The organism is Cypionkella sp. TWP1-2-1b2 (genome assembly GCF_049896245.1).
Taxonomy (GTDB): Bacteria; Pseudomonadota; Alphaproteobacteria; order Rhodobacterales; family Rhodobacteraceae; genus Cypionkella.
The window spans coordinates 124408-139307 of sequence record NZ_JAFCTX010000011.1 but is presented as its reverse complement, the minus strand read 5'-3'; the positions used below and the strand labels follow the sequence as shown (position 1 = coordinate 139307).

The following is a 14900-nucleotide window of genomic DNA, read 5'->3' as shown; positions in this document are numbered from 1 at the left end:
GACATAGGTTTGTCATTTTTCCATCTGGCTGGCATGAGTAGAACAATACCAGAACATTTTAAGTTGGCAAGCCGCGTCGCACTACATCATGTGCCGCCGGATCAAAGGGGATAAGCCTTTGCCTTGTTCTTAAAGACACCGCAAGCAAACCTTAGGATAATTGGTTCACGCAGGTAGGAGTCTCTTCCTCGTCTTCACCCTTCCTTAACCATCCCTCCCCTATCCTCCCCCTTGCATTTCCCCTTAATGTATGCATATAAATGTGGGACTGGGACGAGCCAAAGCGCCAAGCGACACTGCTTCTTCGGGGGCTGGATTTTGTTATGGTCCGCGATTTTGATCTGGATACGGCAGTGATCGACCCGGATGGCAGGCGCGACTATGGCGAGGCGCGGTTCAAGGCGACCGGAATGATTGGCGGGCGATTGTTCATCGTCATCTTCACCCCGCGCGGTGAAAGGTTTCGGCTGATCAGTCTGCGCAAAGCGAATGAAAGAGAGAAACGGGCATGGGCAAATCGCTGAGAGAATCCGAACCAGACGAAGAAAACCCGGAATGGACGGCGGAAACTTTCGCCCGCGCCAAGCCGGTCTGGGCCTTCCCCGAACTCGTCGCCGTGCTGCAACACCACGGCAAACTCGGTCGCCCGCCTTTGGATCAGGCTGCGAAAAAGCAGCGCGTTACGCTTTACCTTGATCCCGATGTGCTGGCTCAGTTGAAACAAGACGGCAAAGGCTGGCAAACCCGCGCCAATGCGGCGCTCCGCAAAGCCTTGGGATTATAGGCGGCACGGGGTCACCCCTACGTCAAACCTTAACAAATTCCTAATTTCGCACCCTTAACTCATTGAAATAAAACAATCAAAAAATGTCCCGAGTTGGGACCACCAAAAACCTACCCCCGCCGCAGCAGATAAATATCCATAATCCACCCATGCGCCGCCCGCGCCTTTTCCCGCAGGCTCACAATCCGCGCCCCCACCTCGGCCAGCGGCCCCTCCACAATAATCTCCTCAGCCATCCCCACATACCCCCCCCACCAGATAGTCACCCCTGCCGGATCAATACTCTGGAACGAACACTCCCCATCCAGCATCACCACAGCTGTATCGACGCCCGCAGGAAACCCCTCCTCCCGCAACCGCCGCCCCGTGGTGACAATAAACGGTGCGCCGATCTCATTCAAAGCCACCCCATGCGCCGCCGTCAGCGCATGAATAGACGTCACCCCTGGCACCACATGCACCCGCTCGGCGGGCACCAACCGCGCAGCAATCCTCAGCGTGGAATCATAGAGCGAGGGGTCGCCCCACACCAGCAACGCGACCTTTGCTGCCCCGCCAATCGCCGCCGTCCAAACGTCCGCGATCCGGTCATGCCAATCTTCCACCCGCGCCCTATAATCCGCGATGCGCGCGTCCCGCACCGGCAGATCAAATTCGACGATCCGGGTCGCAGGATTGCTCAGCACATCACGGCAGATCGCGAGGCGCAGTTCTGCCAGATCGGCTTTGCCCTCGCCCTTGCGGGGGATCAGGATCAGATCTGCGGCGTTGATTGCCTTGATGGCTTGCAGGGTGAGGTGGTCGGGATTGCCGGTGCCGATGCCGATGAGGGTAAGATCAAACATGGGGCCTCCTATAGCTGCGCTATTTGCAGCAGAACGCGCGCCAACCGCAAGGATCGGCGCGCGTAGATTTTCATCCGCTTACTGTGGGCGCGACCAGAGCCAGCCCGAAAGCGCGCCCATAGCCGACCATACGATCAGACCGACCCCCAACGAGCGTGCCGCGAAGGTTGAAGCCAGTTCGGGCGGGGCGACGCCGGAGTAACTTTCTAATTCGGGTGCGCCGATCACGTGCGGGATCGCAAGCAGCAGCACCGCGCCGATCACCGAAGCCACACCCTTGCCGTAGCCCAACAGCCCCAATCCAGCCGCGGTGCAGAGCGCGGTGCCGATCCACCAGATTTGACGCGCGGTCAGATCGGCGGCCATGGTGCCGGGCAGTTCCGGCTCTAATCCCATCGCCGGGGCGAGTTGGAAGGCGGCGTAGCCCGCGATGCCCCAGAGCAGGCCTTCGCGCAGGGTCACGCGTTTGCCAAACACTTCAGCAAGGCCATAACCTGCAACCAGAAAAAGGGCATAGCCGACATAGGCCAAACCGAAGAACAGGCTGGTCCAAGCGTTGCGCGAGGCTGCGCCGTCTTCTTCGGCGGCCTCATGCTTGTGCTCATGGCCGTCAGCCTGCGCAGCGTCGGGCGCTTCAGTTGTTGCGGGAGCGGTTGCTGTGACATCTGCGGCAGAAGCTTCGGGGGCGGCATGGTAGTGATCGTCCGCGTGACCGCCTGCTGCGACCCCGTTGAAATGCACCAATGCGCCGGTTTCATATTGCTCGCCCAGAAGAATAAGCTTCTGCACAAACACAAAATGCAGCAGGGCCGCAAGCAGGCCTGCCGCAAAACCAGCGAACACCGCGCTGGTCAGCATACGTTGGATCATGCGTTTAGTGGCAGGGGAAGCCAGAGGCGTGACGCACATCATGTGCCGCGTCATGCAGGGTCTGCGAATGGGCAAAACCGGTCAAGAACACTGTCGAGGCGCCAATCATTGCAACAAACAGCACCGACATCAGCGCGGTTGTTTTGCTGGAAGCGAGGGTCTTCGTGGTCATTCTATTCTCCATACCGTCACACCCGACGGTGTTTAGCGTTTCTTTGCGTGGCCGGTCTCCTGGCTCGCGGGTCGTAGCAGGCTTCCACCTTCCCAGCCTTAAGGGGCCAGTGGCACATCGGAAGCACGCTCACCGCATACAGTCGCGGGGGCGGCTGAGGCTTGGGGTGCCGATTGGTCCACCCATTCCTCATTCTCGTTTCAGTCCAGACGCTTTGCGTTTTTAGAACACCATGCATATTCATCAGTCACCTAAGCCCCGGTTTGGGTCAAGCAGAAATGCGGCTTTTGAAGGGTCAGAGGCGACACAATGGTCGATTACATCAGGCCGGAATGCGGGCGATGGCCTTGCTGCGCAGACTGCCCAGCACGCGGGCGTCGAGGAAGTTACCGTCCGGCGAGGCGGCATAAAGGCGAGCGAAATTTTCAAGCTCGGGCAGATCAGCGGCGGTAATCTCGCCGAACAGATAGGCGGTTTTGCCATCCGCGCGGAAGGCTATGGATTGGTCGCGCGTGCAGCCAGACATACATTCGATTTCAAGCACTTCGACGGCGGCAGGCATGGCTTCGCGCAGAGTGTCGGCAAAACCCTCGCGGCCCAACTGGCACAGGGTGCAGACGTAAAGTCTCATGCCGGGAACTCGGCCAAGGGGCCGTAGAAGATCAGCGCAGGGTGCGGGCTGGTTGCAGTTTGCAGATGGGTCGCAAGGCTGGCAATGGTGTGGCGGGTGATTTTTTGATCGGGGATTGAGACCGCCTCGGCCAGCAGCGCAGGTGTGTCGGCTGGCAGGCCGTGGGCGATCAGCCGAGCGGCGAGATCGGCGAAGGTGCGGCGGCCCATGTAGACCACAGTGGTGGCAAGAGGGTCGGCGAGGGCGGCCATATTGGTGTTTTCCGGCAGGCTGCCTGTCACATCCGCCCCGGTGATGAATTGCACGCGCCGCGCGGTCAGACGACGGGTCAATGGGATGCCGTAGGCCGCGGCAGCAGCAGAGGCAGAGGTGACGCCGGGGATAATTTCGTATGAAATTCCCGCCTGTTGCAGGGCAACCAACTCCTCCTCCAGCCGTCCGAACATGCCGCAATCGCCGGATTTCAGCCGTACCACGCGCTGGCCAGCAAGCGCATGATCGACCAACAGGCGGCTGACGTGATCTTGTTTCGGCGAGGGCCGCCCGGCGCGTTTGCCGACCGCGATCAGGTCAGCGGATTTGGCGGCAAGGCCAAGGATTGGACCAGAGGAAAGATCGTCAAACAGCACCACTTCGGCAGTTGAAAGGCGGTTCACGGCCTTGACGGTCAATAGCTCGGGATCGCCGGGACCGGAGGAAACGAAGGATACAAAGCCGGTCATGTCGCCTCTGCGATCAGATGGAAGAAGGTGCCGGACGATTGGCCGCCGCCCGTTTGGATGCGGAGCGATCCGGTTTCTGCAACAGTGGTATCGGTTGCATCGCAGACTTGCGCAAGGGGGGCATCGGGTTGGGCCGTGATGGTGGCGTAGTGGAATTCGTGGCCGCGGAGCCGGGTACGGGCGGGGTGGCCGACGATGGGGACATTGGTTTGCGCAAGACGGTAGCCCAGATGCATGCGGCGTTTGGCAAAGCTGGTCTCTAGCCCCAGAAGCCCTGTCATTTCATGCCGCTCACCTTGCGCGTCGATCAGGCCCGCACCCATCGCCATATAGCCGCCGCACTCGCCATGTACCGGTTTGGTCTGAGCAAAGGCTTGCAGAGATTGGCGAAAATGCGCATTGGCGGCGAGTTTTCCGGCGTGAAGCTCGGGATAGCCGCCCGGCAGCCAGCAGGTTTCCGCTGTCGGATCTGGGGCCTCATCTTGCAGCGGCGAGAATGGCAGGATCGTGGCCCCCGCCGCGCGCCATCCGGCCAGAAGATGCGGGTAGATGAAGGAAAACGCAGCGTCTCGCGCAAGGGCGATGCGATTGGCCGGAGGCGTGATTTTTAATGGCGGTTGGGGGGGCAGATGGCCACGGGCGGCGGCGCGCAGGGTGTCGAGGTTCAGATTTTCGGCAATGAATGCCCCGGCTTCGGCCAGCAGGGCTTGTAGATGCGGTTGCTCCTCGGCTTGAACGAGGCCCAGATGGCGCTCGGGCAGCGCGATTGAGGCGCGTCGCGGCAGCGCGCCCAGCACCGGGATGCCTGCCGCATGCATCCCCGCGCGCACCAAGGCTTCGTGGCGGGGCGAGGCGACGCGGTTCAAGACCACCCCGGCGAAGGGCATGTCGGGGCGCAGCAGTTGAAAGCCCTTGGCGACGGCAGCGGCGGATTGGGCTTGGCCCGAGACATCCAGCACCAGAACCACCGGCCACCCCATCATCACCGCGATATCGGCGCTGGCTCCGCTGCCAAATTCCCCCGGTTTGGCCACACCATCGAACAGGCCCATCGAGCCTTCAGCGAGGATCAAATCGGCATCTGCCGCTACCGAAGCCAGCCCTGCGATCCGCGCTGGGGTCATCGCCCAACTGTCCAGATTGACAGACGCGCGCCCCGAAGCCGCCGCGTGAAAGGCGGGGTCGATGTAGTCGGGGCCGGATTTGAACGGCTGCACGTTCAGCCCCTGTGCGCGGAAGGCGGCGAGCAGACCGAGCATCAGCGTGGTCTTGCCGGTGCCGGAGGCCGGGGCGGAAATGAGCAATCCGGGGATCATTGGGCTTCCGGGAAGCGCGGATCGGTGCCGACGGGGCGGAAGCGGCGGTCGTAGTCGCCGGCATAGAGGCGGCTTTCCTCGAAGCCTTCGGCGGCGAGGGCGGGGCCGACGAGGATCAGCGCTGTGCGCTCCATTTCCGCGCCGATAGCAGTTTGTAGTGTGGACAGCGTGGCGCGGACGATGCGCTCATCCGGCCAAGTGGCGCGCCAGACCACGGCGACGGGGCAATCGGGGCCATAGTGGGGGGTGAGGTCTTTCACCACGTTTTCAAGCACATGCACCGAGAGGTGGATGGCAAGGGTGGCGCCGGTGGCAGCAAAGGCAGGCAGGTTTTCACGCTCTGGCATCGCGGTGGCGCGGCCTGAGGTGCGGGTGAGGACAACGGATTGGGTCAGGCCCGGCAGGGTCAGTTCGGTGGCGAGGGCAGCGGCAGCGGCGGCGAACGACGGCACGCCGGGGGTCACATCATAGGGGATATTCAGGGCGCGCAGGCGGCGCAGTTGCTCGCCCATCGCCGACCACACCGACAGATCACCGGAATGCAGGCGGGCGACATCTTGACCCGCGGCATGGGCGGCGGCGAGTTCGGCGATGATCTCGTCCAGCGACAAGGGGGCGGTGTTGGTGATCTTGGCACCCGGCGGACAATGCGCCAGCAGGGCTTGCGGCACCAGCGATCCGGCATAAAGGCAGACCGGGCTGGAGGCGATCAGATCGCGGCCACGCAGGGTGATTAGATCAGGCGCGCCGGGGCCTGCGCCGATGAAATGGATGGTCATGGGATGCTCCTTTCGGCAAGGGCTGCGGTGGCCATGCCGTCTTGGGATGTGACGCGGGGGCCTAAAAGCCGTGCGCCGGGGCCAGCGGCGGCAAGCGCTGCGGCTTCGGCGAGGCTGCCGGTGCCATAGCGAGCCTGGACGCGGACGGACTGGGTCAGGGTGGGCTGGTTACGCAGACGTTCCAAGGGAACTGCGTGCAGATGCAGGGCCATTTCGGCGGCAAGGGCTTGGATGACAGGGGAGTCAGCTTTGTCCTTGGCGGTGGCGAGGGCCTGCGCCGCATCACCTCCGGCGCGGGCCAAAGCGTCGCGCAGGCTGTCGATCCCGGCATCTTTGCGAAAGCCTATGCCTGCAACGATCATCGGATCGCACTCAACTGCACGACCGGGCGGGTGGCATCCCAGCCACGCATCCGACCTATGGGCGCAGCTGCCGCAAGCTCGATGCGCAGAAGGGTGCCACCGCGTTGGGCATGTTGCCCTGCCAGCAGGCTTTCGGTTTCCAAGGTGACGCCGTTGGCGACGATGCGGGTGCCTTCTGGCAAAATTTGCCAGAGTTGATCGTAGAGGGCTGCGTTGCCACCACCGCCAATGAACACGGCATCCGGGATCGGGTGGGCGGTGAGGGTTTCGGATGCGGTGCCTTCGATACAGGTCAGGCGGTGGTCCACGCCGAAATTCAGCGCGTTGGCGCGGATGTTGATGGCGCGGTCGGGGCGGAGTTCAAACGCCAAGGCACGACCTCCGGCCAAGCACCATTCGACCGAGATCGAGCCGGAACCTGCACCGATGTCCCACAACACTTCGCCTGCGCGCGGAGCGAGTGCCGATAGGGTCAGCGCACGGACTGGGCGTTTGGTGATCTGGCCGTCATGCGCGAACAAAGCGTCGTCGAGGCCGGAGGCGCGCGATAGGCCTTGACCTGCGGTGATCTCGATGGCGACGGCGACGGGGGCTTTGATCTCGGTCAGGGCGAAGGTTGCGGCGGTGGTTTCGCGGATACGTTGATTTGGGCCGCCAAGGGCTTCCAGCACGGTCAGATGGGCGGTAAATCCCTGATCTGTCAGCCACTTTGCCAAGGCTTGCGGGGCGTTGCCGTCTCTCACCAAGCAAATCGCGCGATGGCCTTTGGTCAGCACAGGACGCAGGCGAGCGAAGGGGGCGGCGTGCAGCCCGTGGCAGGTGGTGTCCTCCATCCGCCAGCCGAGATGGGCGGCGGCGAGTTGGAAGGTGGAGGGCGCGGGGAAAGCTTGCCATTCGTCGCGGGCAAGGTGGGCAGTCAGGCTGCTGCCCGCACCGAACCAGAACGGATCGCCCGAGGCGATGATAGCGACGTTTTGGCCTTTGCAGGCCAGCACAGGGGCCACCGAAAACGGCATGGGCCATGCGCGGCCTTTGGCACCCGCTGCCGCCAAATCCAAATGACGCGGGCCGCCGAAGATGATTTCGGCCTGCGCCAGTGCGGCACGGCTTGCATCTGACAGGCCCGGCAGGCCATCTTCCCCCAAACCGATGATTGCAATCCAAGGCTTATCCATGACGCGCATTCTTCTGCTGGGGGGCACCACCGAGGCCAGCGCTTTGGCGCGGACATTGGCGGCTGCCGGGAAGGACGCGGTGTTTTCTTATGCGGGTCGCACCGATAGCCCGGTGGCGCAGCCCTTGCCGACGCGAATTGGCGGATTTGGCGGGATTGACGGCTTGGTCGAATACCTGCGGGCCGAGAGGATTGGTGCTGTGGTCGATGCCACGCATCCCTTCGCCGCACAGATGAGCCGTAATGCGGTTGAGGCTTGCGGGCGGGTTGGGGTGCCATTGTTGGGGTTGCAGCGGGCGGCTTGGGTGGCCGCTGCGGGTGATAATTGGGTGCATGTCGGCAGTATGGAGGCGGCTGTTGACGCCCTGCCCGATGCGCAGGCACGGGTGTTTCTGGCGATTGGCAAGCAGAACCTGGGGTGTTTCGCGGCGAAACAACATCACTATCTGCTGCGGCTGGTCGATGCGCCCGCAGTGGCTCCGCTGCCCGATTGCACTGTGGTTCTGGCGCGGGGTCCGTTTGAGGTAGAGAGTGATAAGGCGCTGCTGATGCAGCATAATATCAGCCATATCGTCGCCAAGAACGCAGGCGGCGCGGGGGCCGAGGCCAAGCTGATCGCCGCACGGGCTTTGGGGATTCCCGTGGTGATGATTGAGCGCCCCGCCCTGCCCGCGCGGGAGGTCGCAGCTTCGGTGGCTGAGGTGATGGGCTGGTTGTCTCATGCCGACCTTGGGGTGTAGACAAAGCGACCAACCCGGCGGGTGGCGGAGTTGCCGACGATCACAACCGTGCGCATGTCGGCCATTTCCGGGGTGGCTTCGGCGAGGGTGACGGTCTGGATGCGTTCTTCAGGGGTGGAAACCGCACGGGCGAAGGTGATCAGGCGGTTTGGGCCGCATTCTTCCAGCAAGATTTCCAGCGCGCGGGCGAATTGATGCGGACGGCTGGAGGAACGGGGGTTGTAGAACCCCATCGCGAAATCAGCTTGGGCTGCGAGGCGCAGGCGGTGTTCGACCAGGGGCCACGGCTTGAGGTTATCGGATAGGTTGATCGCACAGAAATCATGGCCCAAGGGCGCACCGGCGTGGGCGGCAGCGGCGAGCATGGCCGTGATGCCGGGGAGAATTTTAATATCAAGATCGTGCAGATCGGGGCGTTTTTCCAAAGCCTCGAACAAAGCCGAGGCCATGGCGAACACGCCGGGATCGCCGGAGGAGACGATCACCACCTTTGCGCCTTCGGAGGCGAGGCGCAAAGCGTGGTCGGCGCGGTCAATCTCAACCCGGTTGTCTGACCCATGCAGGTTCAGGCCGGCGCGCGGGGCGATGCGGGCGACATAGGGGAAGTAGCCGATCACATCAGTGGCCTCGGCCAAAGCGCTGCGAACCTCTGGCGTCACCATGTTTTCAGCGCCGGGGCCAAGGCCCGCGACGGCGAGCCAACCGCTCATTCCAGCCCCCCGATTTCCGGGCGCCGACCTTGGCCGTGGACCAGCACGATGGCGAAGTAGGGGCAATCTGCGGCATCGACATCGGCAAGGCGGGCGATGCGTTGGGTCGGCATGGTGCCGCGCTCGACCAGCCATGCGTCAGCGAGCCGCCCCGAAGTTTCCAACGCGGCGCGCACTTTCGGCAGGTTGCGGCCGGTTTTCATGATCACCATGGCGTCAGAGCGTTGCATGTGGTGGACCAGATCAGCCTCGGGCAGCGTCGCCATCAGCACCGACAGCACATCGTCGCCCCAAGTGAACGGCGTGCCGACGGCGTTCCAGCAGCCAGTCATGCCGGTGATGCCGGGGATCACCTCGACCTCTGCGCGGCCCTCAAGGCGGGTGTGCAGGTGCATGAACGAGCCGTAGAAGAATGGATCGCCCTCGCACAGCACGATCACATCCTGGGTCTGCGCGACCGTAACCAAACGGTCGGCCCAATCGTCATAGAACCGCGCAAGGGCGTCGTTATATTCGGGGCTGTCGAACGGCATCTCGGTAGTGACGGGATATTCCATCGCATATTCGACGACGCCCTCCGCCAGCATCCCCTGCACGATCTGCCGTGCTTGCCCTGCCCGCCCTGCCTTGCGGAAATAGGCCACATGCTGCGCCCCACGGATCAAGCGGTCAGACTTCACCGAAATCAGATCGGGGTCGCCGGGGCCAAGGCCTGTGCAGATGATTTTGCCCATTCACTCCACCCGGCTTGCAAGCGCGTTGATCGCGGCCACGGTGATCGCCGAGCCGCCGAGCCGCCCGCGCACGATCAGCGACGGCACGGGAAGCTCCTTCATCAACGCCGCTTTCGATTCCGCAGCCCCGATGAAACCGACCGGACAGCCGATGATCGCGGCAGGGCGTGGGCAGGTGGGGTCTTCCAGCATGTTCAGCAGGTGGAACAGGGCGGTGGGGGCGTTGCCGATGGCGACGACGGCCCCGGCCAGATGCGGACGCCAAAGTTCCAAGGCGGCGGCGGATCGTGTGTTGGCCATCTCTTTCGCCAAGGCGGCCACCGACGGGTCATGCAGGGTGCAGATCACCTGATTGCCCGCAGGCATCCGGCCCCTCGTGACACCTTCCGACACCATCCGCGCGTCGCACAGGATCGGCGCACCTGCCTCCAGCGCGCTACGCGCCGCAATCGCCATGCCTTCGGAAAATTCGACATAGGATTCAAGCCCGACCATCCCGGCGGCATGGATCATCCGCACCGCGACGATTTCCTCCTCGGGGGTAAATCGGGCGAGATCGGCCTCGGCACGGATCATCGCGAAGGAACGGCGGTAAATCTCTGCACCATCGGTGATGTAGCTGTGCGGCATCAGGGGAACTCGTTCAGGATATTGGTTTCAGTGAGGTCAGCAGCGGATAACCCCTCGCGCAGCGGAGTGCCAGAGGCGGTGCCGCCCCGGATCAGGGCGAAGCCACTGGGGGTGGCGGTCAGCGTGAGGGGCGCTGCGGTCGGGTGGGCACAGCCTTTGGCGCAGCCCGAGATGTGCAGTGTTTCGGTCAGCATTGGCGCAAGCGCGCGGGCGAGCGGGCGGGTGGCGGCATGGGCTTGCAGGCAACCGGGGGCACCGGTGCAGGCGATGACGCGCAGCATGTGGTCATCCGGGCGGGTGATCACGCCGGGGATATGCGGGGTTTCGGTGAGGCTTTCGATCAACAGCATTCGCCAAGGTGTAAGGCGGAGGGGCCCGAGATCGCCAAGTTGGGCGAGGGTTTCGGCCTGCATCTGGCCAAATTCAAAGCCGACCAGTTGGCCTTGCGCGAATGTCCCCGGTTTGGGAGGCGAGGCGTTTCCAAGCATTGCTCCGCCGCCTTCCCTAAACCGCAGGGGCAGTCGGTCATGCCGGATATTCAAGGGTTCGTTTTGCCAAAGCCGCGCCATGCGTCCGCGCCCCGCCTCGACACCGCCGCTGTCCATGAACCAGCGCGCCAACTCTAGCGCGGCGTCAGCAGCGGCTTTTGCGGTGTCGATCATTGCGCCCGTGATAAAGCTTTCGCCGCGCACCAACCAGCCGGACGGGTGCCATTCAATCCGAATATCAACGGAAGCTGTTTGGATTGTGGAAAACTTCGCAAGATCAATCGAGAAACCAAATTTCCCCGGCAGGTTAGGGGCATCTGAAGCGGTAAGTGCTTTTGCCAATGCCGCAGCGATCTCTTGCGAGCCATCGCCCTCGGTCCAGAACGGCGAGACGATAATGTTGCGGCGGGCCTCATCCGTGGCATCGGCGTCAATCAGATCAACCGCGCGCAGGCCATCAATTAGGGCGGGATGGCTGGCTTCGGTGACGCCGCGCAGTTGCAGGTTGGCGCGGTTGGACAGATCAATCAGGCCGTTGCCGTGCTGGGCAGACAGGCTTGCGATGCCACGGGCTTGGTCTGAGGTCAGACGGCCTGCGCGGGGGCGGATGCGCACGACAAGGCCGTCGCCGGATTGCATCGGGCGCAAGGCTCCGGGGCACCAACCTTGAATGATGGGGGTTTGCGGGGTAGTCACTCGCCAGCCCCCATCATCGCCGCGATGGAATTGCGGCGGGTGATCCAGAGGCCTGCATCTTGCAGCGCCTTGAAGCGCGCTTGCAGGGCGGCGAGGGCGGCAGGGTTTTCCTTCGCCATAAAGGCCACCAGATCGGCGCGGCCAAGGGTGGCTTCGAGATAGAGATCAAACAGATGCGCGGGAACATTTCGAGTCAGATGCGCGTAGGCGGCGAGGTTATCCAAGGTCGCTGTGACTTCAGCGGCTCCCCGGAAGCCGTGGCGCATCATACCCGTGGCCCAATCGGGATTGGCAGCACGAGCGCGCACGACGCGGCCGATTTCCTCGGCGACAAGCCGGGCTTTCGGAGCATCGGGTCGGGTGGCGTCGATGTGATACAGCGCGGGTTCAGCGGCCCCGATCGCTGCCATGGCGGCGGCAAAACCGCCCTCGTGTGCTGCATAATCAGGTGCCAGTAGGATGTCGGTTTCCACCAGATCCTGCACATGGGCATAGCCGTCAGCGGCGCGTAGGCGGTTTTCCAAGGCGGCGCGGTTGTGCTGTGTTTGGCCCTTGGCATCAACCGTCCAGTCGGAACCTGACAGCCACGCCTCACCCGCCGCCGCGCGCCCTTCGGGGGTGTAATCTTCCAGTGCAGGCTCCATCCCCATGCCGTAGAGGCCCGGTCTCGGGCCGAACACGCGGGGGCCAGCGATGATATAGGGGTTCATATCGGCAGTTTCATCGCGCTGTGACAGGGCTGCGGCCCCGGCGTCGAACAACTGGCTCAGGCCGCCGAACACATCGCGGAACAGGCCGGAGACGCGCAGGGTCACGTCGATGCGAGGGCGGTCGAGCAAGGCAAGCGGGAGGATTTCAAAACCGGAAACCCGTTCAGACCCGTCATCCCATTTCGGCGCAAGCCCCGCGAGATGCAGCGCCATCGCTAATTCTTCGCCCGCCGTCCGCATAGTGGCAGAGCCCCACAGGTCGATCACCAAGCCGCGCGGCCAATCCCCTTTGTCTTGCAAATGGCGGCGCAGCAATTCCTCGGCCAGCTTGACGCCTTGGGCATGGGCGGCGCGGGAGGGCACAGCGCGGGGATCGACGGAATAGAGATTGCGGCCTGTGGGCAGCACATCGTTGCGGCCGCGCCATGGCGAGCCGGAGGGACCAGCGTTGACGCGACGGCCCGCCAGCGCCGTCAGCAGGCCTTCGGTTTCGCCGGGGGATTGGCCGTAGATATGCAAACCGTCGCCGAACTGGCTTTCCTTGATGTCGCAGACAAAACGGTCGATGCGGGTGATCGCCTCGGCGGGGCTGGCGTTCTGGTCTAGGCCAAGGTCGGCTTCCACGCCCGAAGCCTGCGCCTCATCCCGGATGGTGGCGATCAGGCGGTTGCGGCGGGAGGGGTCTAGACCGTCAGCGGTGGAGTATTCATCCAAAAGACGCTCAAGCCGCAGCAGGTTTTCCGGGGTGGCGGATTGGGCGAGCGGTGGGGGGACATGGCCAAGAGTGACAGCGCCAATGCGGCGCTTGGCTTGCGCGGCCTCGCCGGGGTCATTGACGATGAACGGGTAGATGATGGGCATCGGGCCGGTGAGGGCTTCGGGCCAGCAATCGGCGGACAGGGCCACCGATTTCCCCGGCAGCCATTCCAGAGTGCCATGCGCGCCTATATGGACTAGCGCGTGCAGGGATTGGGCACGCAGCCAGAGGTAGAAGGCGACATAGGCATGGCGCGGGGTACGGGCGAGGTCGTGGTAATCGGTCTCGCGGCTGGTGACGGTGCCGCGTTCGGGTTGCAGGGCGATCAGGGCTTGGCCTGCACGGGTAGCCGCGAAATGGAATTCACCGTTTTGGGCGGCGGGATCGGCTTCGGGTGCGCCCCATGCGGCGGCGATGGCAGATTGGAGAGGAGCTGGCATGCTGGCGAGGGCGGTTTTGTAGGCGGCGAGCGGCCAGGTCAGGGTCTCGGTGGTGAGGGCTTGGGCAAGGTTTTTGGCTGGCTGAACTGCGTAGCCTGCGGCAGCTAGGGTGGCGGTCAGGGCCTCGGTGCTGGCCAGCGCATCAAGGCCGACGGCATGGGCGATCTGATCAGGTCTGCCGGGATATGTGGACAGGATCACTGCAAGATTGCGCTGGGGTGCAGGAGTGGTAGCGAGGCGGTGCCAACCGAGAATACGCTCCACCACGGCAGTGATCCGGGTGGGATCGGTGCGGTGGGCGAAGCGCGAGAATTGCAGATCCGGGTCGCGTTTTCCAGGCGATTTGAAGCTGACGACCCCCGAGAAGATGCGGCCATCGACTTCGGGCAGCACGACATGCATGGCCAAATCAGCGGGAGAAAGGCCGCGCTCGGACGCGTTCCAGTCGCGCTTGCGAGCAGTAGAGAGGGCGACTTGGAAGACGGGGCAGCCTGTTGCGTCTAGGGGGGTGGTGCCGTCGGTGCCACGGGCGGAAAAGGCGGTGGCGTTGACGATGGCGCATGGGATCAGGTGGGCGAGGGCTGCGCGTAGGAAGGTGTCGGCATTGGGGGCTTTTAGCGAGGGAACGAACAGGCCGTAGGCTGCAAAGCCGCGCGCGCGAAAGGCGCGGATCAGGGCATCCACCGGGTCGGTGTCGGCGGCGGTGACGTAGCTGCGGTAGAAGGTCACGGCGATGGTTTGGCCTGTGGCGGCGGGTTGCGGGATCACGCCAAAGTCGGGGTCATACCAGCCACAATCGGGCACGGTTTTATCGCCCGGCACCGGGCCAGCGTAGAGCCCAGCGGCAAGCGCCAGTTGCGCCAAGGCAGCCTGCGCAGCGACCGCTCCGCCAGCGTCACACAGCGCGGACAGACGGCGCAGGGTGCTTATGGGCAAGGTGGAATGGGCGTCGAGCGCGCTATCTGCGCGGCCATCGGCGGGCAGCACGGCCAAAGCGATGCCCTGACGGCGGGCGAGGTCTTGCAGTTGCATCAATCCGTAGGGCCAGTAATTCTCGCCACCGATCAGACGGACAAGGATGCCTTTGACGCCCGGCAGGGTTTTCTGGACATAGGTATCGACCGACATCGGGTGTTGTAAGGCAACTAAGTTGGCGAGGCGCAGAGTGGGCAGTTTGCCCGCCCCTGCCCCGTCGCGGGCGCGATGCCAGCCTGCCGCGAACGCGCCGAGGTCACTGTCGGAAAACGACAAAACCACCAGCTCGGCCGGGGTCTGACCCAGATCAAACGGGGTTTGCGTATCCTCCAGCCCATGGCTTTCGCGGAAGACGACATGCATGG

At 63.6% G+C, this 14900-nt stretch carries 17 protein-coding genes and 1 riboswitch; of the genes, 3 read left to right on the top strand and 14 right to left on the bottom strand.

Annotated features, from left to right (window positions below):
• Nucleotides 1–260 precede the first annotated feature (260 nt).
• Both ACP7AP_RS09725 and ACP7AP_RS09720 read left to right on the top strand, forming a co-directional pair.
• Complete coding sequence (locus ACP7AP_RS09725) at nucleotides 261–524, top strand: BrnT family toxin (protein ID WP_426034015.1); 264 nt, start codon at nucleotides 261–263, stop codon at nucleotides 522–524.
• A complete protein-coding gene (locus ACP7AP_RS09720; protein WP_426034014.1) occupies nucleotides 509–784 on the top strand; it encodes a BrnA antitoxin family protein in 276 nt (91 codons plus the stop codon). The genes ACP7AP_RS09725 and ACP7AP_RS09720 overlap by 16 nt, the downstream gene beginning before the upstream one ends.
• A gap of 110 nt (nucleotides 785–894) precedes the next feature.
• Here ACP7AP_RS09720 and cobF read toward each other — a convergent pair whose 3' ends face one another.
• The 9 genes from cobF to cbiE all read right to left on the bottom strand — a co-directional run bounded on the left by cobF (nucleotide 895) and on the right by cbiE (nucleotide 7656).
• Complete coding sequence (gene cobF / locus ACP7AP_RS09715; protein WP_426034013.1) at nucleotides 895–1629, bottom strand: precorrin-6A synthase (deacetylating); 735 nt, start codon at nucleotides 1627–1629, stop codon at nucleotides 895–897.
• Between the two features lie 78 nt (nucleotides 1630–1707).
• Nucleotides 1708–2499 carry a CbtA family protein gene (locus ACP7AP_RS09710; RefSeq protein ID WP_426034012.1) on the bottom strand — a complete coding sequence of 264 codons (792 nt, stop codon included), beginning with the start codon at nucleotides 2497–2499 and terminating at the stop codon, nucleotides 1708–1710.
• Between the two features lie 4 nt (nucleotides 2500–2503).
• Nucleotides 2504–2671, bottom strand: a complete 168-nt coding sequence (locus ACP7AP_RS09705; protein WP_426034011.1) for a CbtB domain-containing protein — start codon at nucleotides 2669–2671, stop codon at nucleotides 2504–2506.
• A 32-nt stretch (nucleotides 2672–2703) separates the two neighbouring features.
• Nucleotides 2704–2921: riboswitch (cobalamin riboswitch) on the bottom strand.
• Between the two features lie 72 nt (nucleotides 2922–2993).
• A complete protein-coding gene (locus ACP7AP_RS09700) occupies nucleotides 2994–3302 on the bottom strand; it encodes a DUF1636 family protein (protein WP_426034010.1) in 309 nt (102 codons plus the stop codon).
• Complete coding sequence (gene cobA, locus ACP7AP_RS09695) at nucleotides 3299–4024, bottom strand: uroporphyrinogen-III C-methyltransferase (protein WP_426034009.1); 726 nt, start codon at nucleotides 4022–4024, stop codon at nucleotides 3299–3301. The genes ACP7AP_RS09700 and cobA overlap by 4 nt, the downstream gene beginning before the upstream one ends.
• Nucleotides 4021–5340 (bottom strand): cobyrinate a,c-diamide synthase, encoded by a 1320-nt coding sequence (locus tag ACP7AP_RS09690; protein ID WP_426034008.1) that lies wholly within the window; start codon nucleotides 5338–5340, stop codon nucleotides 4021–4023. Before ACP7AP_RS09690 ends, cobA begins: the two co-directional genes overlap by 4 nt.
• Complete coding sequence (cobM, locus tag ACP7AP_RS09685) at nucleotides 5337–6119, bottom strand: precorrin-4 C(11)-methyltransferase (RefSeq protein WP_426034007.1); 783 nt, start codon at nucleotides 6117–6119, stop codon at nucleotides 5337–5339. The genes ACP7AP_RS09690 and cobM overlap by 4 nt, the downstream gene beginning before the upstream one ends.
• Nucleotides 6116–6481 carry a cobalamin biosynthesis protein gene (locus ACP7AP_RS09680; RefSeq protein WP_426034006.1) on the bottom strand — a complete coding sequence of 122 codons (366 nt, stop codon included), beginning with the start codon at nucleotides 6479–6481 and terminating at the stop codon, nucleotides 6116–6118. Before ACP7AP_RS09680 ends, cobM begins: the two co-directional genes overlap by 4 nt.
• Entirely contained in the window at nucleotides 6478–7656 is a 1179-nt protein-coding gene (gene cbiE / locus ACP7AP_RS09675) for a precorrin-6y C5,15-methyltransferase (decarboxylating) subunit CbiE (RefSeq protein WP_426034005.1), read from the bottom strand. Before cbiE ends, ACP7AP_RS09680 begins: the two co-directional genes overlap by 4 nt.
• Here cbiE and ACP7AP_RS09670 point away from each other — a divergent pair.
• On the top strand, nucleotides 7655–8395 hold the full coding sequence (locus tag ACP7AP_RS09670; RefSeq protein ID WP_426034004.1) for a cobalt-precorrin-6A reductase: 741 nt from the start codon (nucleotides 7655–7657) through the stop codon (nucleotides 8393–8395). The genes cbiE and ACP7AP_RS09670 overlap by 2 nt on opposite strands.
• Here the strand turns inward: ACP7AP_RS09670 and cobJ are convergent.
• The 5 genes from cobJ to cobN are packed head-to-tail and all read right to left on the bottom strand — an operon-like array spanning nucleotide 8374 to nucleotide 14898.
• On the bottom strand, nucleotides 8374–9105 hold the full coding sequence (gene cobJ, locus ACP7AP_RS09665; protein ID WP_426034003.1) for a precorrin-3B C(17)-methyltransferase: 732 nt from the start codon (nucleotides 9103–9105) through the stop codon (nucleotides 8374–8376). The two genes, ACP7AP_RS09670 and cobJ, sit on opposite strands and share 22 nt — an antisense overlap.
• Nucleotides 9102–9839, bottom strand: coding sequence for a precorrin-2 C(20)-methyltransferase (locus ACP7AP_RS09660; RefSeq protein ID WP_426034002.1), 738 nt, complete (start codon nucleotides 9837–9839; stop codon nucleotides 9102–9104). The genes cobJ and ACP7AP_RS09660 overlap by 4 nt, the downstream gene beginning before the upstream one ends.
• Complete coding sequence (locus tag ACP7AP_RS09655) at nucleotides 9840–10469, bottom strand: precorrin-8X methylmutase (protein WP_426034001.1); 630 nt, start codon at nucleotides 10467–10469, stop codon at nucleotides 9840–9842.
• Complete coding sequence (gene cobG / locus ACP7AP_RS09650; protein WP_426034000.1) at nucleotides 10469–11653, bottom strand: precorrin-3B synthase; 1185 nt, start codon at nucleotides 11651–11653, stop codon at nucleotides 10469–10471. The genes ACP7AP_RS09655 and cobG overlap by 1 nt, the downstream gene beginning before the upstream one ends.
• On the bottom strand, nucleotides 11650–14898 hold the full coding sequence (gene cobN / locus ACP7AP_RS09645) for a cobaltochelatase subunit CobN (RefSeq protein WP_426033999.1): 3249 nt from the start codon (nucleotides 14896–14898) through the stop codon (nucleotides 11650–11652). The genes cobG and cobN overlap by 4 nt, the downstream gene beginning before the upstream one ends.
• Between the last annotated feature and the right edge of the window lie 2 nt (nucleotides 14899–14900).

What these genes read in the sequence shown, in the direction of transcription:
- cbiE (WP_426034005.1), bottom strand. Translation starts at nt 7,656, where the DNA reads ATGGATAAGCCTTGGATTGCAATCATCGGTTTGGGGGAAGATGGCCTG.
- cobN (WP_426033999.1), bottom strand. Translation starts at nt 14,898, where the DNA reads ATGCATGTCGTCTTCCGCGAAAGCCATGGGCTGGAGGATACGCAAACC.
- cobA (WP_426034009.1), bottom strand. Translation starts at nt 4,024, where the DNA reads ATGACCGGCTTTGTATCCTTCGTTTCCTCCGGTCCCGGCGATCCCGAG.
- cobM (WP_426034007.1), bottom strand. Translation starts at nt 6,119, where the DNA reads ATGACCATCCATTTCATCGGCGCAGGCCCCGGCGCGCCTGATCTAATC.
- ACP7AP_RS09725 (WP_426034015.1), top strand. Translation starts at nt 261, where the DNA reads ATGTGGGACTGGGACGAGCCAAAGCGCCAAGCGACACTGCTTCTTCGG.
- cobF (WP_426034013.1), bottom strand. Translation starts at nt 1,629, where the DNA reads ATGTTTGATCTTACCCTCATCGGCATCGGCACCGGCAATCCCGACCAC.
- ACP7AP_RS09720 (WP_426034014.1), top strand. Translation starts at nt 509, where the DNA reads ATGGGCAAATCGCTGAGAGAATCCGAACCAGACGAAGAAAACCCGGAA.
- ACP7AP_RS09700 (WP_426034010.1), bottom strand. Translation starts at nt 3,302, where the DNA reads ATGAGACTTTACGTCTGCACCCTGTGCCAGTTGGGCCGCGAGGGTTTT.
- ACP7AP_RS09680 (WP_426034006.1), bottom strand. Translation starts at nt 6,481, where the DNA reads ATGATCGTTGCAGGCATAGGCTTTCGCAAAGATGCCGGGATCGACAGC.
- ACP7AP_RS09705 (WP_426034011.1), bottom strand. Translation starts at nt 2,671, where the DNA reads ATGACCACGAAGACCCTCGCTTCCAGCAAAACAACCGCGCTGATGTCG.
- ACP7AP_RS09660 (WP_426034002.1), bottom strand. Translation starts at nt 9,839, where the DNA reads ATGGGCAAAATCATCTGCACAGGCCTTGGCCCCGGCGACCCCGATCTG.
- ACP7AP_RS09670 (WP_426034004.1), top strand. Translation starts at nt 7,655, where the DNA reads ATGACGCGCATTCTTCTGCTGGGGGGCACCACCGAGGCCAGCGCTTTG.
- cobJ (WP_426034003.1), bottom strand. Translation starts at nt 9,105, where the DNA reads ATGAGCGGTTGGCTCGCCGTCGCGGGCCTTGGCCCCGGCGCTGAAAAC.
- ACP7AP_RS09690 (WP_426034008.1), bottom strand. Translation starts at nt 5,340, where the DNA reads ATGATCCCCGGATTGCTCATTTCCGCCCCGGCCTCCGGCACCGGCAAG.
- ACP7AP_RS09710 (WP_426034012.1), bottom strand. Translation starts at nt 2,499, where the DNA reads ATGATCCAACGTATGCTGACCAGCGCGGTGTTCGCTGGTTTTGCGGCA.
- ACP7AP_RS09655 (WP_426034001.1), bottom strand. Translation starts at nt 10,469, where the DNA reads ATGCCGCACAGCTACATCACCGATGGTGCAGAGATTTACCGCCGTTCC.